The sequence below is a fragment of the Achromobacter sp. FW305-C-30-7 genome, from assembly GCF_058783105.1.
On the sequence record NZ_JBYSYI010000006.1, the window covers coordinates 60,805 to 80,853 of the forward strand.

Annotated in this window: 20 protein-coding genes; 10 read left to right on the forward strand and 10 right to left on the reverse strand. The window is 65.9% G+C overall.

What is annotated here, in order from left to right:
* Positions 1–23 precede the first annotated feature (23 nt).
* Both AC3WOB_RS20125 and AC3WOB_RS20130 read right to left on the reverse strand, forming a co-directional pair.
* Positions 24–824: an antibiotic biosynthesis monooxygenase family protein gene (locus tag AC3WOB_RS20125; protein WP_492275981.1), complete on the reverse strand. Its 801-nt coding sequence runs from the start codon at positions 822–824 to the stop codon at positions 24–26.
* The gene (locus AC3WOB_RS20130) at positions 796–2,142 is read right to left on the reverse strand and encodes an MFS transporter (protein ID WP_492275982.1); all 1,347 of its coding nucleotides are present in this window, start codon (positions 2,140–2,142) and stop codon (positions 796–798) included. The genes AC3WOB_RS20125 and AC3WOB_RS20130 overlap by 29 nt, the downstream gene beginning before the upstream one ends.
* A gap of 367 nt (positions 2,143–2,509) precedes the next feature.
* On the opposite strand from AC3WOB_RS20130, the gene AC3WOB_RS20135 reads away from it, so the two are divergent.
* Positions 2,510–3,475, forward strand: a complete 966-nt coding sequence (locus tag AC3WOB_RS20135; RefSeq protein ID WP_013391566.1) for a LysR substrate-binding domain-containing protein — start codon at positions 2,510–2,512, stop codon at positions 3,473–3,475.
* Between the two features lie 21 nt (positions 3,476–3,496).
* On the opposite strand, the gene AC3WOB_RS20140 is transcribed toward AC3WOB_RS20135, so the two are convergent.
* Positions 3,497–4,300 carry a helix-turn-helix transcriptional regulator gene (locus tag AC3WOB_RS20140; RefSeq protein WP_013391567.1) on the reverse strand — a complete coding sequence of 268 codons (804 nt, stop codon included), beginning with the start codon at positions 4,298–4,300 and terminating at the stop codon, positions 3,497–3,499.
* Positions 4,301–4,406: 106 nt separating this feature from the next.
* On the opposite strand from AC3WOB_RS20140, the gene AC3WOB_RS20145 reads away from it, so the two are divergent.
* The 5 genes from AC3WOB_RS20145 to AC3WOB_RS20165 are packed head-to-tail and all read left to right on the forward strand — an operon-like array spanning position 4,407 to position 8,840.
* Positions 4,407–6,059, forward strand: coding sequence for an FAD-dependent monooxygenase (locus AC3WOB_RS20145; protein ID WP_492275983.1), 1,653 nt, complete (start codon positions 4,407–4,409; stop codon positions 6,057–6,059).
* A complete protein-coding gene (locus AC3WOB_RS20150; protein WP_013391569.1) occupies positions 6,056–6,259 on the forward strand; it encodes a hypothetical protein in 204 nt (67 codons plus the stop codon). Before AC3WOB_RS20145 ends, AC3WOB_RS20150 begins: the two co-directional genes overlap by 4 nt.
* Positions 6,260–6,289: 30 nt before the next feature.
* Positions 6,290–7,267, forward strand: a complete 978-nt coding sequence (locus tag AC3WOB_RS20155; RefSeq protein ID WP_492275984.1) for a Bug family tripartite tricarboxylate transporter substrate binding protein — start codon at positions 6,290–6,292, stop codon at positions 7,265–7,267.
* Positions 7,268–7,275: 8 nt separating this feature from the next.
* Complete coding sequence (locus AC3WOB_RS20160; RefSeq protein WP_492275985.1) at positions 7,276–7,818, forward strand: VOC family protein; 543 nt, start codon at positions 7,276–7,278, stop codon at positions 7,816–7,818.
* On the forward strand, positions 7,815–8,840 hold the full coding sequence (locus AC3WOB_RS20165) for a fumarylacetoacetate hydrolase family protein (protein ID WP_492275986.1): 1,026 nt from the start codon (positions 7,815–7,817) through the stop codon (positions 8,838–8,840). Before AC3WOB_RS20160 ends, AC3WOB_RS20165 begins: the two co-directional genes overlap by 4 nt.
* A 10-nt stretch (positions 8,841–8,850) precedes the next feature.
* Here the strand turns inward: AC3WOB_RS20165 and AC3WOB_RS20170 are convergent, their stop codons facing one another.
* The 3 genes from AC3WOB_RS20170 to AC3WOB_RS20180 form a co-directional block, all read right to left on the reverse strand.
* Entirely contained in the window at positions 8,851–9,138 is a 288-nt protein-coding gene (locus AC3WOB_RS20170) for an MSHA biogenesis protein MshH (protein WP_492275987.1), read from the reverse strand.
* 109 nt (positions 9,139–9,247) lie between these two features.
* Complete coding sequence (locus AC3WOB_RS20175) at positions 9,248–9,667, reverse strand: hypothetical protein (RefSeq protein WP_492275988.1); 420 nt, start codon at positions 9,665–9,667, stop codon at positions 9,248–9,250.
* Complete coding sequence (locus tag AC3WOB_RS20180) at positions 9,664–10,104, reverse strand: Fur family transcriptional regulator (RefSeq protein ID WP_492275989.1); 441 nt, start codon at positions 10,102–10,104, stop codon at positions 9,664–9,666. Before AC3WOB_RS20180 ends, AC3WOB_RS20175 begins: the two co-directional genes overlap by 4 nt.
* Before the next feature lie 103 nt (positions 10,105–10,207).
* On the opposite strand from AC3WOB_RS20180, the gene AC3WOB_RS20185 reads away from it, so the two are divergent.
* Both AC3WOB_RS20185 and AC3WOB_RS20190 read left to right on the forward strand, forming a co-directional pair.
* Entirely contained in the window at positions 10,208–10,990 is a 783-nt protein-coding gene (locus AC3WOB_RS20185; RefSeq protein WP_492275990.1) for a helix-turn-helix domain-containing protein, read from the forward strand.
* Between the two features lie 186 nt (positions 10,991–11,176).
* On the forward strand, positions 11,177–12,040 hold the full coding sequence (locus AC3WOB_RS20190) for an alpha/beta hydrolase (RefSeq protein WP_013391577.1): 864 nt from the start codon (positions 11,177–11,179) through the stop codon (positions 12,038–12,040).
* An 11-nt stretch (positions 12,041–12,051) separates the two neighbouring features.
* Here the strand turns inward: AC3WOB_RS20190 and AC3WOB_RS20195 are convergent, their stop codons facing one another.
* Complete coding sequence (locus tag AC3WOB_RS20195) at positions 12,052–12,513, reverse strand: YkgJ family cysteine cluster protein (RefSeq protein WP_013391578.1); 462 nt, start codon at positions 12,511–12,513, stop codon at positions 12,052–12,054.
* A 229-nt stretch (positions 12,514–12,742) separates the two neighbouring features.
* Here AC3WOB_RS20195 and AC3WOB_RS20200 point away from each other — a divergent pair, with 229 nt between their 5' ends.
* The gene (locus AC3WOB_RS20200; protein ID WP_013391579.1) at positions 12,743–13,348 is read left to right on the forward strand and encodes a DNA-3-methyladenine glycosylase I; all 606 of its coding nucleotides are present in this window, start codon (positions 12,743–12,745) and stop codon (positions 13,346–13,348) included.
* A gap of 18 nt (positions 13,349–13,366) precedes the next feature.
* Here the strand turns inward: AC3WOB_RS20200 and AC3WOB_RS20205 are convergent, their stop codons facing one another.
* On the reverse strand, positions 13,367–15,289 hold the full coding sequence (locus AC3WOB_RS20205; RefSeq protein ID WP_013391580.1) for an LTA synthase family protein: 1,923 nt from the start codon (positions 15,287–15,289) through the stop codon (positions 13,367–13,369).
* A gap of 345 nt (positions 15,290–15,634) precedes the next feature.
* Between AC3WOB_RS20205 and AC3WOB_RS20210 the strand changes: the two genes are divergently transcribed.
* The gene (locus AC3WOB_RS20210; RefSeq protein WP_492275991.1) at positions 15,635–17,722 is read left to right on the forward strand and encodes an AsmA family protein; all 2,088 of its coding nucleotides are present in this window, start codon (positions 15,635–15,637) and stop codon (positions 17,720–17,722) included.
* A gap of 5 nt (positions 17,723–17,727) precedes the next feature.
* Here AC3WOB_RS20210 and AC3WOB_RS20215 read toward each other — a convergent pair whose 3' ends face one another.
* Positions 17,728–19,317 carry a diguanylate cyclase gene (locus tag AC3WOB_RS20215; protein WP_492275992.1) on the reverse strand — a complete coding sequence of 530 codons (1,590 nt, stop codon included), beginning with the start codon at positions 19,315–19,317 and terminating at the stop codon, positions 17,728–17,730.
* Positions 19,318–19,328: 11 nt separating this feature from the next.
* Positions 19,329–19,973 carry a TetR/AcrR family transcriptional regulator gene (locus tag AC3WOB_RS20220; RefSeq protein WP_492276172.1) on the reverse strand — a complete coding sequence of 215 codons (645 nt, stop codon included), beginning with the start codon at positions 19,971–19,973 and terminating at the stop codon, positions 19,329–19,331.
* Between the last annotated feature and the right edge of the window lie 76 nt (positions 19,974–20,049).

Sequence of the window (20,049 nt, forward strand, 5' to 3'; positions counted from 1 at the left end):
GGGCTGCGTGGGCAGGATGGCTCTCAGGTTGTCGTGGGCTGCTTCTGGCCCTGCAGCGTCCATTCCCGTTGCAACTTGTCGTCGCGCAGATGGTCGCGCGGCCGGGTCTCAGGCATGGCCATGAATGTGTCGGAGGTGACGGCGCCGATGTCCTGAAGCGCGCGGTACGCCGTTGACTCACGCCAGGCGGCGGCAGCCTGGGGAGTGGGCCAGTGGGTGATCAGCAAATAGACGACACCGCCGGTTTCCGGCGGGGCGTTGTCGGGGCCGATGAGCTGGTAGGGACGGGCTTCGTACTCCCCCGTCAGGGTTTCCAAGGGGGAGGCGCCAATCTCGGCCAGACAGGCCAGGATCTCTGTCAAGGCGCGGAGCTGCGCGTCGGCAAGGGGGCTGGGGACGGCCAGACGAGTTTCGGTCATGACTTTTCCGGTCATGGCTTCACCGGGCGCGGGTTCACGCCATTTGCGCATATAGACCGCTGTCCACCAACGGTCGTACGCCGCCTTCTGGGCAGCCTTGTGCCGCGGGTGGTTATGCCAGGCGTCCATTTGTTCGGCGCTGGCGAAGCGCACGCCTACATACCGCCAGGCTGAATCAAGGATTGCCCCGCCATACACCGATTCAAAGCCATCCTGGCTGACCGCGACGGGATGCAGTGCATCGTTGAAACGGGCGAAACCGTCCTCTTTGCCGGGAACGATCTTGAAGCCGCTCTCCAGCACGGTTCGCGTGGACTGCACGGGTGATTTCGTCATGTGATCCTCAATGTTGAAGGGAAATTCGGGCTTTACGGAATCACGCAGCCTGCGCGTCGATGTCGTCATGGGTGCGGTCGTCTATCCAGAACAGCACCAGGGTTGAAAGCGCCGTTGTCACCATCAGGAACCACGCTGGAGACATGGGGTTTTCAGTGGCATGCAGCAGCCAGGTCACGAAGAATTGCGCGAAGCCGCCGAACACGGAGATGCCCAGTCCGTACACTACCGACATGCCGGTCGTGCGCACGGATTTTGGGAAGAGTTCAGGCAGCATCGTGAAGGCCGGCGCCGACTGGAGGGCCACCAACAGGGCGAAGGCAGCGGTGAGCAGCATCAGCCGTTCGGTGCTGGGCGCGGCCATCAGCCAATGGAAACCGGGCAGCAGGATGGCAAGCGTTGTGACGCGAGACCAGAAGATCACGCGCTTGCGGCCGTAGCGGTCGGCCAGCATGCCGATGAAGGGGGCGACTGCGAAGCCGAGAGCGCCGAACACGACGCTGGCTGACAGCGTGGAGGTGGCAGGCAGACCCAGTTCCCGGTGGGCGTAGGTTGGAATGTAGAAGTTGAGGATCTGCGTGCTGACCATGCCGCCAATTACCAGCAGCATGCCTTTGAGTACGCTTGCTTTGTGCTCGGTGAAGATCCGGCGCAGGGGCTGATGCGTGGCGGCGCGATGCAAGCCCTTGGTGTGCGCCGGCTTGGCGGCCGGGGGCTCGACGGTCAGGGTTTCTTCCAGATTGCGGCGGATGTAGGCGCCTATCGGCACGGTCAGGATGCCGATGAAGAACGGGACCCGCCAGCCCCAGGCCTGCATCTGCTCCGTGGTCAGCCCCATGTTGAGCAGCATCACGACCACTGCTCCGAGCGTGACGCCGAGGGCCTGGCTGCCGTATTGCCAGCTGGAATAGAAGCCACGCTTGCCGCGCGGCGCGTGTTCGACCAGCAGGGTGGTCGAGGCCCCGACCTCGCCGCCGGCGGCGAAGCCCTGGATCAGGCGGGCCAGCACCATCATGACCGGGCCGACCATGCCCAATTGCGCATAGGTGGGCGCCACGGCGATCATGGCACAGCCCAGGCCCATCAGCCACAGCGTCAGGGTCATGGCCGCGCGGCGGCCGTGGCGGTCGGCATAGGAGCCGATCAGCATGCCACCCACGGGCCGCATCAGGAACCCCACGCCGAAAGTGGCGGTGGTCAACAGCAATTGGCCGTAGCCCGAGGCGGCCGGAAAGAACAGTGGGCCCAGCACCAGCATCAGGAAAGTGAAGACGGTGAAGTCGAAGAATTCGAGTGCGTTGCCGATGGTGGTGCCGGCGATGACGCGCCGGCGCATGGATGGCGTATGTAGCGCGCTGGGCGCGGCTGCGGCGATTGCGATAGACATGGTGTCCCCTCGTGTCTGTTGAGAGGGGTCGGCTCGTGATTCCGGGCCTTCGACTCCTCTTCGAGGGCACTATAAGGACGCCTTGGAATAAGAAAAAGACAGAATTTAAGTTCTAATGAATACTTTTTTTTATAGGGTAAATTACCCAGGAAATTCAGTGCAGATACCGGGGCGAGTGGCGTTTCTACCCCTGGGGACGCCGTAGCTGCCTAGCCGAGGCGGCGCTTCTGCCGCAGGCCGGCCTTGACTTCGGACCCGGGACTTCCGCTCGCAGGCGCCATACGGTTGCCATAGAATCAAAAAGACAGAAATCGGGTGCTGCGATCTGTTTTTTTTATATCTCCACAAATCCGCCGGAGTCGAACGCATGAACCTACGTCAATTGCGCGCCTTCACGCTGATTGCCGAGCATGGCAGCATCCGCGCCGCGGCACGCGCGCTCTCAGTAACGCAGCCTGCCGCGACACGCAGCTTGCGCGAACTGGAGCAGAGCGTGGGTGTCGAGCTGGTACGCCGCAGCGTCAAGGGCGTGGAACTGACGACCTACGGCGAAGCGTTGTACAAGCGGGCCATCGTCATCATGCAGGAGGCCCGGCGGGCTCGCGAGGAAATCGGACAGATGCGCGATGGCGAGGGCGGCACGTTGAACTTGGCCGTGAGCTCGGCGGCGCTGGTGGTCGTGCCGGACGCGCTGGTCGCTTTTCGCGCACGCATGCCGCGCGTGGCGGTTTCGTTCAATGAAGTGGCGCCGCCCTACAGCCATGAGCAGCTGGAGTCGGGCCGCTACGATTTTCTCGTGCAGACCGAGTACGACGGGGAGATCAGCGACGGCTTCGCGCACCGGCCGCTGTTCACGCTGCCGCTCGCGGTCGGTGCGCGTCTGGGCCACCCGTTGCGCAGGGCGCGCAGTCTGGCGGAACTGCATGACGCGCCTTGGCTGGTGCCAGGCAATTCGGAAGCTCCTGCAAATCTGTTGAGGATGGCCTTCGCCGCGCACGGCCTGTCCCTGCCGCGCGACACCATATCCTGTCATTCGGTGGCGGTTGCGTTGGCCATCATGGCCAAAAGCGATGCGCTGGGCATCTTCGTGCGCCCATTGTTCGAGCACGATCTCCTGCCGTCGAACATGCGCATGATGGCATTGGCGCACGAGCTTCCCTCTGCCCGGATCTCGATCCTGGCGAGGAAGGAATCGCCGCCCACGCCAGCCGCCGAGTGCTTTATCGATTGCCTGATCGCCACTCGGGACGCCATGGCCACCTCCAGCAAGGAAGGCCGTCCGGCGCGCAAGAATCCGGTCTACATGGACCTCGCGGAACCTGTTCGTCCATGAGACCGGCATGCGGGGCGCGGGTCAACGCGCCGCCCTGCTGCGTTTGGGCATGCTCGCGCCCAGCAGCACCATGAGTTCCCGATGGTTGCGTACGCCCAGGTGCTGGAACGCCCGGTAGCGATACGTCAGCGCGGTGGTCTCCGATACGCCCATTTCGCGAGCGGCCTCCCGGGTGGTCAGGCCGTCCAGCACATGCGTGACCAGTTGCCGTTCGCGGCCCGATAGCTTGGTCATGAGCTGTACCTGCAGCGGCTGGTCAGCGGGCGCGCGCCGGGTCACCTGGACATGGCGCATGACGGCCGCCGCAATCAGGGGAGCGTGCTGCGACATGCGCTCGAAATCCTTGGGGCCATAGTCGGGATATGAGAAATTCCGGTGCAGGCTGACCGCCACCCGATAGCCGTCGGGAAACACGGCCAGCAGCGACATGCGCTCGCGGATGCCGGGGTCGTCGTAGCAGACGCGGCGGTAGTGCGCATCCGCGACCTCTGCCGCGAACTGGTGCCCGATCCACAGCTGGCGCGCTTTCGCCGGCTTGCGCCTGGACAGCCAGATCATGTTTGAGTCCTGCTTGTCGAAGCCCAGGCGCATGTATTCGATGGCGGTCAAGGTCGCCACTTCGCCGATGGCGCTGGCGCTGGAAACGGCTTCCACGCGGCCGCTGCTGCGCAGCGCGAATACCGTGCAATGGCTGGCGGGCACCGTAGCGCCCAATGCGTCCAGCACCTCGGCGGCGAAGTTCTCGGCGCCGATGGCATTCATCAGCGCGACACTCAGATCCTGGCCGGGAGGCGGGGGGCGCGGCGGAAGCGGCAGCAGTTTCATAGCGGGTTAGCCTGTCCTGATTAATTAGGACATATTAACGAGTCCGCCCCAGCAGAATATGACGCAAGCCAATACGGTTGTTTGATGACACGATCAGGACTTGCGCATGCCCCTAGAAAGAATCGGACCCTTCGAGTACCGGCGCTTCCCGCCCTCGCTTCCCCAGCTCGCGCCGCCAGGCGAGGAGGCCCGGCATCATCGCGTGCTGATCGCAGGCGGTGGTCCGGTGGGGCTGGCGGCAGCGTTGGGATTGGCCAGGCTGGGCATGGACAGTGTCGTGATCGAGGCCGACGACTCGGTCTGCGAGGGCAGCCGCGCAGCCTGTATTTCGCGCCGCAGCCTTGAAATCCTGGAGCGTCTGGGCGTGGCGCCGGCCTTCATGGAAAAGGGCCTGGCCTGGACGCAGGGCCGCAGCTATTACGGCACCGAGGAAGTGCTGGTGTTCGATATGCCGTCGTCGCAGGGCGACAAGTACCCGCCGATGATCAATCTGCAGCAGTACTACATCGAACAGTTCCTGCTGGATGCCATCGACGAAATCAACCGCCGTTTCCCGGGACGGGTGGATATCCGCTGGGCCAGCAAGGTGACCGAGTGCAGGCCCGACGCGACCGGCGTGACGCTGCGGATCGAAAATCCGCTGGGAAGCTACGACACACGCGCCGATTGGCTGCTGGCCTGCGATGGCGGCCAGAGCTTCATACGCGCCAGCCTGGGCCTGGAGCTGAAAGGCACCGGCTACCAAGGCCGCTATGCAATCGTCGATATCGAACTGGCGAGCGAGCATCCGGCGGAGCGCCGCGCCTGGTTCGATCCGCCCTGGGCGCGCGGAACCACCATATTGATGCACCGTCAGCCGGACAACATCTGGCGCGTGGACTACCAATTGAAGGCCGGCGCGGACGCTGCGCAAGCCTTGCAGCCGGACCCGGTGCGCGCCTTTGTGCAGACGCATCTGGATGCCATCGGCGAAGGGCATCTGCCGTGGACGCCTGTGTGGACCTCGGTGTACCGCGCCGGCGCGATGACGCTGGATGCCTATCGTCATGGCCGCATCCTGTTCGCGGGCAACGCCGCGCATGCCATGCCGATTTTCGGCGTGCGCGGGCTGAACTCGGGCTTTGACGACGCCGACAACCTAGTCTGGAAGCTCGCAGCCGTGCTGCAAGGGAAAGGCACGGAAGCCTTGCTGGACAGCTATTGCAGCGAGCGGCGGCAGGCCTTCCACGTCAATGCCGAGAATGCCATGCGCAGCACCGAATTCATGTCGCCGCCGCATCGGGGCTTCGATCTGATGCGCGAGGCCAGCCTGTCGCTGGCTGGCCGGCATCGGGGGATTGGACGTCTGGTCAATCCGCGGCAGACGCAAGCCCTGGCCTATGCGCATTCGCCGCTGTCGACGGAAGACGAGGGTGGCGGCGCATGGGCGCCTGGCGCGCCGTTGGTGGATGGCCAGACTGCGGATGGCCGACACCTGACCGATCTGCTGACGCCCGGCGGTTTTACTTTGCTGGTGTTCGCGGCATGGCCGGGGCAGGACGCGCTGGAAGCGGTGACGACCTCGGCGGCGTGGCGATTCCTGCCTTGCCGCTGCGTCGCGGTTGCGGCCCCGGATGCGATGCGGCCCGGGTCCGAGAGCGGCATGGCCTACCTCTTGCGGCCTGACGGCCATGTTTGCGGCCGATGGCGTTCGCCGTCGCTGGACACGGTGCTATCCGCCATCCAACGCGCCTGCGGCGCGCAAGGAGCCATCCAATGATTGAAGACGCCGCGGTCCAGGATCGCATCTACGCCCGTTGCAGTAACGCCATCGCTACCGCGGGGCGCGGACGCGAGTCCCTGTTTTTGGCACGCCTGGCCTTGCTGCTGTTCGAGCAGGTCCAGGACGAGCAGCGTTGCCTGGACGCCATCGAGCAAGCCTTGCGCGATTTGCCCAACCCTTCGCTTTCAGCCGATTGACCGGCGACGACCATTCAAAAGGAGACAGACTTGAATCGACGCCATTTCCTCGAGGCGCTGGCGGCCACGGCCTTGACGGCTGCCACGCCGCTGGCCCGCGCCCAGGGCAAGTATCCAGAACAATTGATCAAGTGGGTGGTGCCGTATCCCGCCGGCGGCGGCACCGACAATCTTGCGCGCACGCTGGCGGAGTCCATGCGCGCCGCGTTGGGGCAGCAGATCATCATCGACAACCGGCCGGGCGCCGCGACCAACATTGGCGCGGAGCAGGTCGCGAACGCCAAGCCCGATGGCTATACCGTCATGTCGGCGGACAATGGCGTGTTGGCCTTCAACGAGCACCTGTTCCGCAAGCTGGCTTTCAGTCCGGAAAAGGATTTCACCTACATCGGCGCCATCGGCAAGTTTCCGCTGGTGCTGGTGGTTCACCCGGCGTTTCCCGCCGCGGACTTCAAAGCCTTCATGGCGCGCGTGCAGGCCGAGCCAGGCAAGGTGGACTATGCCTCGGTCGGCAACGGCTCGCCGCATCATCTGGCCATGGAACTGTTCCAGAGCCGTACCGGGGCGCGCCTGACGCACGTGCCTTACCGTGGCGCCGCCCCGGCCATGCAGGACGTGATGGGCGGGCAGGTTCCGGTGATGTTCCTGGACCTGGCTTCTGGAGCGTCGATCATCAAGGCCGGCAAGGTCAGGCCGCTGGCCATCGGTTCGCAGGTCCGTTCGCCGTTGTTGCCGGACGTACCGACACTGGCCGAACTGGGCGTGCCGGACGCGGAGGTTTTCGCATTCCAGGGCATGCTCGGCCCCAAGGGGATGCCGGCGCCAGCGGTCGCGCGCCTGAACCAGGAACTGAACGCCGCCCTGGCCAACCCCAATGTGGTCAAGCGTTTTGCCGAGTTCGGCTTTGAACCCCTGCCTGGAACTCCCGATGAATTCAGGGCGCTGGCGCGCGCCGAATCGGCCCGTTGGGGCGAAGTCATCCGCGCCAACAAGATCTCGCTCGATTGAGGAACCCTATGGACCATACTGCCGCCCGTCCCGTGCAGGGACTGCATCATTTCGCCTGGCGCTGCCGGGATGCCGAGGAAACCCGGCGCTTCTACGAGGACTTGCTGGGCTTGCCGCTGGTGCATGTCATCAAGAAGGACTCCGTACCCAGCACCGGGGAATTCTGCCCGTACGTGCACATCTTTTTCCGCATGCGCGACGGCTCCTGCATCGCGTTCTTCGACCTGGGCGACCAGACCGCGGCGCTGCCGTCGCCGAACACCCCGGGGTGGGTCAACCACATCGCCCTGCGGGTGCCGGAGCGCGACGATCTGCTTGCCATGAAAGCCAGGCTCGAAGCCCATGGCGTCGAGGTGGTCGGCGTCACGGACCACGACAGCTACATCGAATCGATCTACTTCTTCGATCCCAATGGCTTGCGGCTGGAGCTGACGGTCGAAGTGGCGGCGCCGGAGGTTGTCGAGGGTTACGAGCGCGAGGCCCGTGCGGCGCTGGACCTCTGGACCCAGGATAAGCGCGGCTTCGCGCCAGCGCCGGGGAGCTTGGCATGACGCAGGCGGCTTTGCCATTGCGCGTGGCGACGCGCAGGAACGGTACGCGCGACGGGGAATTGATGCTGGTGAGCGCTTGCGGGCAGCGCTGGGCATCCGCCAGGGCCGGCGCCGCCACGTTGCAGGCCCTGCTGGATGATTGGGATGCGCTGGCGCCGCAGCTCGTCCGCCGCAGTCAGGAACTCGACACGAGCGAGTGGGCCGGCGCCGGTGCCGGTGCGTTCGATGGGGGCCAATGCATGGCCCCGCTGCCGCGGGCCTACCAGTGGGCGGATGCCTCGGTCTACCGGAATCATGCGCGGCTGATCTACCAGTGGCGCCGGGAGCCCATTCCGCCGCGCTATGAGGAGGAGCCGCTGGTGTACCAGGGCGGGTCGGACGTGATGCTCGGGCCGGAAGAGCCCATTGTGGCGGTCGACGAGGCCCATCTGATCGACCTGGAAGCCGAGGTTGCGGTGATTACCAAGGATGTGCCCATGGGCGCCAGCGCGGCGCAGGCAGCCGGTCTGATTGCCCTGGTGGTCCTGCTCAACGACGTTTCCCTGCGCGGGCTGATTCCGAGCGAACTTGCCAAGGGTTTCGGCTTCTACCAGAGCAAGCCCGCGACCAGCTTCGCGCCCATCGCGGTGACGCCGGACGCGCTGGGCAGCGCCTGGAAGGATTGCATGCTGGACCTGCCCGTGCGTATAGAGATCAATGGCGAGCGTTTCGGCGAGCCCCATGCGAATAGCGAGATCGTCTTCAATTTCGCCCAGATCATCGCGCACCTGGCCAGGACGCGCAGCCTGGCGGCCGGCAGCATCGTCGGCGCGGGGACCATCAGCAATGCGGATCCCGCCGCGGGCAGCGCCTGCATCACCGAAGCGCGGGTCCGCGGCCAGCTCGACGGCATGCCTGAAGAGCGCCTGCCGCCCTATCTGCGGCGCGACGACCGGGTCCGCATCTACGCGCGCGGGCCGGATGGCGGCATGCCCTTCGGCGCCATCGACCAGCGCGTGGAAATCGCAGGGGGAGGGCGCTGACGGGGGGATGTCAGGACAGGGTGCGGGCCGGCATGGCCGAGAGATCGTGCAGGCTCAGGCCGCAGCTGCGGGCGCGCTCCGCCATCAATTCGCTATGCGCCAGGGCGCGCCGGCTTTCCTCCAGCAGCACGTCGAGCTGTTCCTGCAGGCTGGCCGCCATGGTCCAGGCGCGCTCGGCGAACAAGGCCGAGAAGGTGTCGGCGCAAGTCTTGCAGATGGCTGCGCCGTTCTTTTCGAGCAGCGGGGCGCCTTGCGCAAGCGTCGATTGGCAAAAAATGCAGGCGAGAGCGCGGTTCATGCAGGGCGGCCGGTCCTGAGGTTGGAGGGGCGCGCCACCCGGCGGGTACTTGCGCCATCACATCAATGGACTACGGCGCTGGCGGCCAACTCTTAAGCCGACGGGCTCCTTAGTCCACGATGAAGCCTCCCGGGCCCGACTGGCCCAGCAGTTCTCGGGCGCATTGCGCGGCCTGGCCGACGGTGGCCACGGCCAGGAACGGCACGCCGAAGGCGCGGGTCATTTTTTCGCCGCGCTTGCGGATCTTGTCCAGCGTTTCGGCGTCGCCTTCCACCGCGATGAATGCGCGGCAGCGGGCCTTCAGGCGCGGCATGTTGGCGGTCTGCCATTCGATCATGGCCTTGCGGTCGGCTTGGCCGGCTTCCTGTCGCATGTCGGGCACCACCATGACGAAGTGCCGGGGGTTGTCCACCAGCATCTCCATTTCGCGTATCCAGCTGGCGGAATAGCCGTCGGGCGCGCCGCCATGCCTGGCGGTGACGATGGGAAACTGGGACAGGTCGTGGAAGAAAAACTGTTCGTGGTTCATTCGAATTCTCCGTGAGGAAGGGCGGCGGCGTCTTTGCCGCAGCCGCAGTGGCCGTAAAGCACCAGGCTGTAGGAGTCCAGCAGAAAGCCGCTGTGCTTGGCGATCTTCCTGACCAACTGGCCCATGGCCGGGTCGCTGGACTCCAGGACCCGTCCGCAATCGGTGCAGACCAGATGGTCGTGGTGCCCCTTGTCATTGAGCTCGTACACCGTGGTGTGGGAGTCGAGCTGAGTACGTTTGAGCAGGCCGGCGCCTTCAAGTTGCGTGATGACGCGATAAACCGTGGCCAGGCCGATGTTGCTGTGGTCCGAGAGCAGGTGGCGGTATATGTCGGCCGGGCTCATGTGCAGGCCGGCGTGCTGATAGAAGAGATCCAGGATCTTCATCCGCGGGAAGGTGGCCTTGATGCCGGCATGGCGCAGCCTTGAGTGGTCCATGGGGGTTCTCCTTGCGGGGCTGATATCCAGGTGAGAATGATGTACATTTCCAACTGGATCCGCTCGCCGGAAACCGTCAACCTGTAGCTCAAACCTGCCAACCATGCTTCATGTGGCCGTGGCGCCTCCCCTGCCGGACGTATTGCTGACGCCGTTCAGCGTCCAGGGGCGGCGCGAATCCAAAGGTATTGCCGTGCCCTCTCATGTTCATGACGAGGGCATGCTGGTGCTGGTGCACGAGGGGCTGGTGGTGGTGCAGGCGGGCGCTCAGGTCTGGACGGTGATGCCGGGCAGCCTGGGCTGGATTCCGCCGGGCGTGCAGCATGGCGCACGCTGGTTCGGTGAGGCGCGCGGCTCGTTCCTGTATGTGCGCCGCGATGCCTGCGGGCGCCTGCCGGACCGCTGCCGGTCCTGGCCTGCGTCCCGGTTGATCGAAGCCTTGATGGAGCGCTTTACCTCGGTCCAGCCGAACACCACGTTGTCTCCCGCCTACCAGCAGCAGCTGTTCGACGTGCTGCTGGAAGAGCTCAAGCAGCGCGAGCATGAGCCCGTGCTGCTGCCGATGCCCGCCGATGCGCGCTTGCAGGATCTGGCGAATACCTTGCTGGACCGGCCCGACGACACTGCCGGCATCGACGAATGGGCGCAGCGGCTGAACATGTCCTCGCGCACGCTGATGCGCCGCTTCCGCCAGGAAACCGGCGTCACGCTCGGACAGTGGCGCCAGCAGGCCCGCCTGCTGCGCGCCCTGGAGTTGCTGTGCCGCGGCGGCTCGGTCACCGAGGCCGGCTTGTCGGTGGGCTACGAGAGCACCAGTGCCTTCATCGGCAGCTTCCGCGCCGCATTCGGCGTGACGCCCACGCGCTACCTGGCCGAACGCGAGTAGCGCGGCCCCTGCTGCGGGCTTTACGGATCTTCACGGTTCTCCGACAGTTTTGCCGATCTTCCCGAGCACCCCTTGCCTAGTATGACGCCAGGGTTGGACAGGACTTTTCGTCCTGCCCGCCATGCATCAGGGGTGTTTCATGAATGACTTGTTTTTTCTTGCGTTGGCGCCGGCCAGGAGCGCGCCGTGAGCCAGCAACGCGTCGGCGCGCTGCTCATCCACGGCTTGGGCGGCACCGAATTCGACATGGGCGCCATGCACAAGGTGCTGGCGCGCGCCGGGATCGAGCCCCACGGCGTGACCTTGCCCGGCCATGCCGGCTGTCCGGAAGACCTGCTTGATGTGCGGGTCGAGGACTGGATGGCGGTGGTCACGCAGCGCTATCGCGAACTCTGCGCGCAGTACGAGGTGCTGCACGTCATCGGGATGTGCCTGGGCGCCTTGCTGGCGGTGGAACTGTGCAAGCGCGAATCGCACACGCGGGGCGCGCTGGTGTCGCTGTCCGCGCCGGTATTCCTGGACGGATGGAGCACGCCCTGGTATCGGGCCTTGCGTTATCTGGTGTACCGCCTGCCGGGCCTGCCGCGCCGGATGCGGGTGCGCGAAGAGGATCCATACGGCGTGAAGAGCGAGCTGGTGCGCGCTTTCATCAAGGCGGGATTTGCCCGCGGCGACGGCTTCCATTATCAATGGGTGCCGCTGGCTTGCGTGCGCCAGGTGGACCGGCTGCGCGGCATGGTCCAGCGGGGGCTGGAGCGCATGCGCTGTCCCACCTTGATCATGCACGCGGAAGAGGATGAACTGACCAGTCCGCGTTCAGCCCGTTTCCTGGCGCGGCGCATACCGGAGGCGACGGTGGTGATGCTGCAGGACAGTTATCACATGATCTGTGTGGATCAGGAGCGCGAGCGCGTGATGCGCAACGTCCTGGGATTTTTGGGCAAGGACCCGGACATCGTCCGGATGCGCAGACGTTCGCGCGTGCCCGACGCCGATACCCATCCCACGCCGGCCATGCTGGCGCAAGCCAGCCATTCCTGCGCGGGCTGAAAGCTGTTGCCTCAGGCTGCGGCGGGCTGGTCGGGGTGCATGGGGCCTTGCGGGTCGTTCTCGGCGTCCGGCCGCGGCGGCACCGGGGACAGCCCCAGCGTCAGCCGCAGACGTTGGCAATCGGGGTTGGGCGAACCGTCGGGCATCCAGATGTCGAATTCCCGGCAAGGCGTGGGGCGGTTCTCGTAAATGGCGCAATGGATGCCGGGCTGGCCGAGTTCGCCGCGCAGCGAGATGCAGCGGCCGCCGCCGGTTTCCGTGCCCTTCATGCAGGCGCGCAGCGGACTCATCTGGGTGACCAGCTCTACCGGCACGTGGCCGCCGTTTTCGCCGGCCAGTTCGCCGCAATAGAACGACACCCTGAAATGCGCGCAGCATGCCCCGCAGTCCAGACAGGGGTTGGCGGCCGGATCGTCGCCTGCCAGCACGGCGGGGGAGACGAAGGAGATGAGCGAGGACTCTAGCAGGGTCATGGAGCGCGGAAGGCTGAAAACCTGTCCAGGCCCCGGCAAGCTCGCAAAACGGGCCGCGTGTCGCGGACCCCCATACAGCGCCGGGACGCGCGTGGACAGGGCCGGCGCGGGATCAGGGCTGCAAATATTAGCGGGATATGATCGGCGGCCGCCATGATTTTTTTGCCCTTTTATCGGGGACGTTGCTGCGGTAGCATCGGTAGCCCCGATAGCGGCCAGGAGCCTGCCCTTGAACGCCAAAACCGAATCCCCCGACGGCCTGGTCCGTTGCGGCTGGGTGGACACGTCCGCCGAATACATGGCCTACCACGATACCGAATGGGGCTACCCCGAGGGCGACGACCGGGCGCTGTTCGAGCAGCTCTGCCTGGAGGGGTTCCAGTCGGGCTTGAGCTGGCGCACCATCCTGTCCAAGCGCGACGCGTTCCGCCGCGGTTTCGCCAACTTCGAACCCGCCAAGGTGGCGCGTTTCGGCGAAAAAGAGGTGCTGAGGCTGCTGGGCGACGCGGGCATCGTGCGCCATCGCGGCAAGATCGAAGCCGTGATCAACAATGCCGCCCGCGCGCTGGAGATGATCGAGCGGGAGGGCTCGCTGGGCGCCTACCTGTGGCGCTTCGAAGCGCCAAAAGGGGCGCCGTCCACGCGTGGCGCCTCGACTTCGGCGCAATCCGAGGCCCTGTCCAAGGCGTTGAAGAAACTGGGCTGGAAGTTCGTCGGGCCCACCACGGTCTACGCCTTCATGCAGTCGGTGGGCATGGTGAATGACCACAGCCCCGATTGCCATTGCCACGCCGCCAGCGAAAAGGCCCGCAAGGCGTTCAAGCGGCCGGCGTAGCGGCCGCCGGGCGGGGGTTCAGGCGGCCGGCTTTTCGCTGGAGCCGGACGATTCGGCAGCCTGGCCTGGCAGGCTGTAGCGGCCTTCGCGATAGGCCCAGCTGGGCCACAGCGCATGCGCCAGCGCTTCGGCGGCCAGGTCCGGATCCAGCGGCATGGGCGCGTATTCCTCGGGCGCCGTATAGCGGTACTGCAGCGGCGTCTTGTTGGGCGCCATCACCAGCAGCTCGTCTTCCTTCAGGTAGCCGTAGGTGCTGTCGTATTGCATGATGGCCCGGCCCGGCGTGCTGCGGGTGAGGTCATGGCCGATCATCGGATGCTCTGTGTCCACGCCTATCAGCGACAGCAGGGTCGGCGCCAGGTCGATCTGGCTGATCAGGCGGTCGTCGCGCCGCGGCTCGATGCCGGCGCCCAGGATGACGGCCGGAATGTGGAAGTGGCGCACGGGCACCAGGCTGGCGCCGAAGACGCGGGAATCGTGGTCAGCCGCTACCAGGAACACGGTGTTCTCCCAGTACGGCGAGGCCTTGGCGCGTTCGAAGAACCGGCCCAGCGCCCAGTCGGCGTAGCGCACGGTGTTTTCCACGGTGGCCGGGTTGCCGTCGGTCTGGATGCGGCCCGCCGGGTACTCCCAGGGCGAATGGTTGGACACGCTGAAGGCCAGCGTGAAGGTGGGCTGGTCGCCGTCTTCGCGCAGCAGCCGGTCCAGCTGGTTGAACATGTCCTCGTCCGAGGCGCCCCAGGTGCCGACGAAGGCCGGATCCACGAAGTCGGAGCGGTCCACGATCTGCTTGAAGCCGTTGCCCAGGAAGAAGCCCTTCATATTGTCGAAGTGCGATTCGCCGCCATAGATGAAGCGCGAGTGGTAGCCATGGCGTCCGAGCAGGTCGGCTAGCGAGAAGAAGCCGCGCTGCGAGCGCGGCAGCTTCAGCACCGCCTGGGCGGGGGTGGGCAGAAAGCCGGTGACCACCGCTTCCAGTCCACGCACCGAGCGGGTGCCCGTGGCGTAGGCGCGGGTGAAGGTCCAGGCCTCGCGCGCCAGGGCGTCCAGCTCCGGCGTCAGGTCGGCGCCACCCAGGCCGGCGCAATACTGCGCGCCCAGGCTTTCTTCCAGGATGATCACCAGGTTGAGCGGCCGCGCCGTCTTGCGGCTGGCCGGCTGGCGGTGCAGGCTGGGGTAGTCCGGGTTGGCGGGCGGGTTGGGCAGGCCGGCCTGCGCCAGCACCAGCCCGTGCATCTTGTCGTCGTCCATGCCGCCGTACACGGCCGAGGCGGACTTTTCGTTCTTCATGCTGTAGACGGCGTAGAACACGTTGTAGAGCGAGTTCAGCGCCAGCGTGTTGAGCATGCCGTCCGAGCTGTAGGCGACCGAGGACGGGTTGATGGGGCGATGGCCCAGCGTGCCGCGGATGGCGAGGATGACGATGGCCAGGATCGCCAGGCTGGCCAGCGGCATCTGCCACCAGCTCAGCGGCGCGTCGGGCTGGGCGTGGCCGAACAGGCCGTAGGCGCCCCAGCCGATCAGCGCCACGACCGCCAGGCCGCCCACCAGCGCGCCCTTGTAGCCGCGCCAGAGCATGCCGGAGACTTCGCGGGGATGTTTCAGATACTCGACGAACAGCCGGTTGGGGCGGGAGTCGTATTCGATGATGAAGGGCGGCGTGGCCACTTCCAGGAAGGCCAGCAGGATGAAAGCGACCAGGTACCAGTAGCCGGCCAGGGTGGCGGCCAGCGGGATGTGGCCGAACAAAGGCGACAGCACGGCCGGCAGCGCCGCCAGCACGGCGATCTGGTGCGCATCGATGCGCAGTCCGCCCAGCAGCAGGGGGATCAGCCCCCCGGCATCGCGCACGCGCTTGGACTGCCAGGCGGCCAGCGCCAGGCGGCTGAGCGTCAGCAGCGCAAACGCCGCCACCACGAAAATCAAGGTCGAATGCCGCATCGGGCCTCCAGGTTGTTCTGCTGCCCGGTCCGATGGGCCGGGGTCTGTCGTTCAGGCATTTGAGCGGTGCCGGCGTCGAAAATTCGGTAGGCGCCAGTGCTCGGGTCACATTTCGCAGCGCGCAGCCATTTCGTTTTGTAACTGGCAACTGCGCGGCCAGGCACGCGCCATGCTGGGCAAACCCCGGGCAACGCGTGCCGAGCGGCTTCGCGAGGGCGCCGAGCCTGGAAAAATCCGCACACATTATGGGGCCGGCAACGCCGGACCAAGCCGCGGGCCGCGATACCCTTGGAGGTAACAGGAGCCGGCAGCGGTACGCCGGCCGCAATGCCAAGGATAATAACCATGACGCGCTCTGGAAAAATAGCGATCGGGATTGTAGGGGGAGCGGCGCTCCTCGTGGCGGTACTGGTGGTGGTGATCGCCACCTTCGACTGGAACCGCGCCAAGCCCTTCATTAACGAGCGGGCCAGCGCCGCGATCGGACGCCCCTTCGCCATCAACGGCGATCTCAGCGTTGAATGGGGGCGTGATTCCGACGGGGGCGGCTGGCGCGCCTGGGTGCCATGGCCGCACATCATCGCCAACGACATATCGGTGGGCAACGCGCCCTGGGCCAAGGCGCCGCAGTTCGCGACCCTCAAGCGCGGGGAGCTCAGCCTGGCGCTACTGCCGCTGCTGCGCCAGCGCGTCGTCATCCGCCGCATCCAGCTGACCGAACCCGCCGCCGACCTGCAGCGGTTGGCCGACGGCCGCGCCAACTGGGAGTTCACCCTGCCGGAAACCGGCGAACCGTCGCCTTGGGTGCTGGATATCAACGAGATCGGCTTCGACAAGGGCCGTGTGGGGCTGGTGGACGAGGTCCTCAAGGCAGACCTGACCGTGCTGGTGGATCCCCTGGGCAAGCCGGTGCCGTTCGCGGACGTGGCCGGCGCGGCCTTCGCGGCGGAAGAGGGCGGCGCCGCGCCGTCGCCGCGCGACTATGTGTTCGGCTGGAAGCTGGACGGCAAGTACAAGGGCCTGGTCACCAAGGGCGAAGGCAAGGTCGGCGGCATGCTGGCCCTGCAGGACGCCAGGCAACCCTTTCCGGTGCAGGCGGACGTGGCTATCGGCGGCACCCGGGCGTCGGTGGCCGGCACCCTGACCGACCCGGTCAACCTCGGCGCGCTGGACCTGCGGCTGAAGCTGTCGGGCGCATCCATGGCGCAGCTGTATCCGCTAACCGGGGTCACCCTGCCGGACACGCCGCCGTATTCCACCGACGGCCATCTGGTGGCCAAGCTGCGTAATCCCGGTGGCGCGGTGTTCGACTACAAGGGCTTCAACGGCAAGGTGGGCAATAGCGATCTGCATGGCGACATCAGCTTCGCGCTGGGCATGCCGCGGCCCAAGCTGACCGGCAAGCTTTCCTCCAAGCAGTTGCGCATGGAGGACTTGGGGCCGCTGATCGGCGTGCCGTCGGGCAAGGTCGCGGGCGCGGCAACGGACCAGGCCAAGGACGCGCCGGCCAAGCCCAAGGGCGGCAAGGTGCTGCCTACCCAGGCCTTTCGAACCGACCGCTGGCGCGACATGGACGCCGACGTCTCGCTGGATGCGGGCCGCATCGTGCACGACAGCAAGTTGCCGCTGTCGGACCTGTCCGTGCATCTGGTGTTGCAGGACGGCAAGCTGGCCCTGGAACCCCTGCGCTTCGGGATGGCCGGGGGCAACATCAACTCCACCATACGCCTGGATGGCTCCGGCGCGACCCTGACCGGGCGCGTCGACATCAGCGCGCGCCGCCTGCGGCTCAAGCAGCTCTTTCCCGGCACCGCCGCCATGCAGAAAACGCTGGGCGAGCTGAATGGAGACATGGCGGTGAGCGGCGCCGGGAATTCGGTCGCCGCCTTGTTGGGCACGGCGACGGGCGATGTGAAGATGCTGGTCAATGACGGCGTGATCAGCCGCAGCCTGATGGAGATCGCGGGGCTCAACGTGGGTAACTACGTCGTTTCCAAACTGTTCGGCGACGACGAGGTGAAGATCAACTGCGGCGCGGCCGACCTGGAAATGAAGAGCGGCGTCATGACGCCGCGGGTGTTCGTGTTTGATACCGAGAACGCGCTCATCAGCATCACCGGCACGGCCGACTTCAAGAACGAGAAGCTGGACATGGACATTACTCCGGACAGCAAGGGCTTCCGTATCTTCTCGCTGCGCTCTCCCTTGTACGTCCGCGGCACCTTCGGCTCGCCGGACGTGGGCGTGCACGTGCTGCCTTTAGCCGCGCGCGGCGCGGGCATGGTCGCTTTGGGGGTGTTGCTGACGCCGGCTGCCGGTCTGTTGGCCCTGGTCGCGCCCAGCACCACGGACGAGAACGCCTGCGGCCCCTTGCTCGAACAGATGCGCAAGCCGCCCAAGGCGCCCGCGCCCGCCACGGCGAAGGGCAAATAGGCGACTCAGCCCGGCGACGCCATGCGCGCGCCGGCCTGGGCGTTGTCGTCCGCGACGCAGACCGCGTTGCGGCCATGGTTCTTGGCGTAATAGAGGGCCTGATCCGCGCGTTGCAGGGTGGCGTCGAGCGTCGCGCCGTGTTCCGGGTAGGCCGCGACGCCGGCCGAAATAGTGAGCGGAATGGCGATCACACCGGGCTCGGCTGCGATACGCAGGCGCAGCCGTTCCACCAGACCGATCGCAGCCTCCAGCGGCGCGCCGGGCAGCAGCATGACGAATTCCTCGCCGCCTGCGCGCGCAAGGGTGTCACCGCTGCGCGATCCTTCACTCATCAATTGCGCCAGCTCACGCAGCGCGCGATCGCCCGCCGCGTGGCCATGGCGGTCATTGATGTGCTTGAAGTGGTCGATATCGATGGCCACGATCGCCACCGGTTGTTCCTCGGCCTGCAACAGCGCCAGGGCCTCGTTCAGGCCGCGCCGGTTCAACAAGCCAGTCAAGGTGTCCGTGGTGGTCTCGCGGCGCAGGTCGCGGATCTTGTGGTGGATCGAGGCCAGCCCCATCAGCAGCGCGCGCTTTAGCTGCGCGGCTTCCGAGTACCACGAGCGCACATGGCGGATGCGGTCCGCCGAGTCCGGGTTCTGCATATGCGTGGCGATGCTGGCCAGTTCCCCCAGCGGCCGGGCGATCCAGCGCGACAACAGCCAGATGGACGCCAGCGACAGCAGCAGCAGCGGCAAGGTCTGGCGGGCCGTGGCCAGCAGCAGATCGCTCAGGGGCTGCAAGGTGGCATCCACCGGGCGTTGAGCGATGATGCTCCAGCCCATGCTCGGCACGGGCGCATAGCCTGCCAGCATTTCGCGGCCATGTTCATCCGTGTAGCGCATTTCACCAGTTTCGCCGCGCAGGGCGGCGGCGAAGTCGCTTGGCGAAGGGACGATCCGCCCCAGGCTGCTGCGATCGGAATGGTAGATCTGCGCGCCGTTGCGATCCAGGACGTACAGCGAGGACTCGCCACGATAGAAATGCTGATTCAGCAGATGGTCCAGCGCATTGTGCTCATGCAGGTAGAACGCGCCGCCGAAAAAGCCCAGGTAGCGGGCGTCGGCCGAAAAAATCGGGTGGGTGTAGAGAATCATCCAGCGGTTCTGGCGGCCTATGTAGGCGGCGCCGACAGTCGGGCGCTGATTGGCTATCGCCTCTTTGGTCGCTTCGCTGCGCAGCTGCTGCCCCAGCAAATCCTGGCCCGACGTCGATGTCGCCAACACCTTGCCTTGAGGCGAGACGATAAAGGTGGAGTTGAAGTGGGCCAGCTGCCGCTCCTGCCGCAGCGTCTCGGCCGCCATGTGTTCGGGATGGGTCTCCATGTCGGCCAGCATTTCGGCGCTATATGACAGATAGCGCCTCAGATCGGTCAGGAAGATCTCGGTGGTGGATGCCAGCTTGGAGGCATAGGCCCGGTTGAGTTCCAGTGCGGTATGCAGCAGCAGGTCGCGCTGCACCACGTAGCTCGCGTGCAGGCTGCCAACCAGCGCCAGGACGACCGAAAAAAGGCAGATCCACAGGATGAGACGCCGCAGATCGATCCGGAACATGACGCGATCCATCAGGCGCGGACCCGGCCTTGCGGCAAGCCGGAGGACGGCGGGCTCGCGGTCAGCGCATCCCAGGCGCACATCGCCTGTCTGGCCACGGCTTGCAGGGTTTTGCGGGTGGCGCCGTCGCGCGCCTGGATCGACATGCCGTGCAGCACGGTGGTGTAGAAGGCGGCCAGGCTCTTGAGGTCGGCGCTGGCCGGCAGTTCGCCATGGGATGCGCCGGCATTGAGGCGGGCCAGGATGCGGCTTTGCATTTCGCGGCGGTTGTCGCCCAGGAAATCGCCCACGCCGGTCTGATTCATGCAGCCTGCCGGCGCGCCCAGCACGATCATGCAGCCAGACGGCGTGCCGGGAGCGGTAAAGCGTTCCGCCGATGCCAGCAGCATGGACTGGATGGCTTCGCGGGCGGTGGGCGCGTCTTGCAGCGCGCGCCGCGCCGCGCCGCCCTCGGTTTCGCGGTAGAGCTCAACCGCTTCGCGGAATAGTCCTTCCTTTGAGCCGAATGCCCCATAGAGGCTGGGCGAATTGATGCCCATCGCCGCCGTGAGGTCGGTCAGCGATGCTCCGTCATATCCCTTCGACCAGAAGACGTCCATGGCCTTGTGCAAGGCCTGGGCCCGGTCGAAGTTCCGGGGGCGCCCACGTTCTGCCATGGGCATGATTTTACCCGGCAGGGATTTTTGTGGTGATTGATAAAAAAATAGTTGACGGACGTTGGCTGGCTCGGCG

What these genes read in the sequence shown, in the direction of transcription:
- AC3WOB_RS20125 (WP_492275981.1), bottom strand. Translation starts at nt 824, where the DNA reads ATGACGACATCGACGCGCAGGCTGCGTGATTCCGTAAAGCCCGAATTT.
- AC3WOB_RS20130 (WP_492275982.1), bottom strand. Translation starts at nt 2,142, where the DNA reads ATGTCTATCGCAATCGCCGCAGCCGCGCCCAGCGCGCTACATACGCCA.
- AC3WOB_RS20135 (WP_013391566.1), top strand. Translation starts at nt 2,510, where the DNA reads ATGAACCTACGTCAATTGCGCGCCTTCACGCTGATTGCCGAGCATGGC.
- AC3WOB_RS20140 (WP_013391567.1), bottom strand. Translation starts at nt 4,300, where the DNA reads ATGAAACTGCTGCCGCTTCCGCCGCGCCCCCCGCCTCCCGGCCAGGAT.
- AC3WOB_RS20145 (WP_492275983.1), top strand. Translation starts at nt 4,407, where the DNA reads ATGCCCCTAGAAAGAATCGGACCCTTCGAGTACCGGCGCTTCCCGCCC.
- AC3WOB_RS20150 (WP_013391569.1), top strand. Translation starts at nt 6,056, where the DNA reads ATGATTGAAGACGCCGCGGTCCAGGATCGCATCTACGCCCGTTGCAGT.
- AC3WOB_RS20160 (WP_492275985.1), top strand. Translation starts at nt 7,276, where the DNA reads ATGGACCATACTGCCGCCCGTCCCGTGCAGGGACTGCATCATTTCGCC.
- AC3WOB_RS20165 (WP_492275986.1), top strand. Translation starts at nt 7,815, where the DNA reads ATGACGCAGGCGGCTTTGCCATTGCGCGTGGCGACGCGCAGGAACGGT.
- AC3WOB_RS20170 (WP_492275987.1), bottom strand. Translation starts at nt 9,138, where the DNA reads ATGAACCGCGCTCTCGCCTGCATTTTTTGCCAATCGACGCTTGCGCAA.
- AC3WOB_RS20175 (WP_492275988.1), bottom strand. Translation starts at nt 9,667, where the DNA reads ATGAACCACGAACAGTTTTTCTTCCACGACCTGTCCCAGTTTCCCATC.
- AC3WOB_RS20180 (WP_492275989.1), bottom strand. Translation starts at nt 10,104, where the DNA reads ATGGACCACTCAAGGCTGCGCCATGCCGGCATCAAGGCCACCTTCCCG.
- AC3WOB_RS20185 (WP_492275990.1), top strand. Translation starts at nt 10,208, where the DNA reads ATGCTTCATGTGGCCGTGGCGCCTCCCCTGCCGGACGTATTGCTGACG.
- AC3WOB_RS20195 (WP_013391578.1), bottom strand. Translation starts at nt 12,513, where the DNA reads ATGACCCTGCTAGAGTCCTCGCTCATCTCCTTCGTCTCCCCCGCCGTG.
- AC3WOB_RS20205 (WP_013391580.1), bottom strand. Translation starts at nt 15,289, where the DNA reads ATGCGGCATTCGACCTTGATTTTCGTGGTGGCGGCGTTTGCGCTGCTG.
- AC3WOB_RS20210 (WP_492275991.1), top strand. Translation starts at nt 15,635, where the DNA reads ATGACGCGCTCTGGAAAAATAGCGATCGGGATTGTAGGGGGAGCGGCG.
- AC3WOB_RS20215 (WP_492275992.1), bottom strand. Translation starts at nt 19,317, where the DNA reads ATGTTCCGGATCGATCTGCGGCGTCTCATCCTGTGGATCTGCCTTTTT.
- AC3WOB_RS20220 (WP_492276172.1), bottom strand. Translation starts at nt 19,973, where the DNA reads ATGGCAGAACGTGGGCGCCCCCGGAACTTCGACCGGGCCCAGGCCTTG.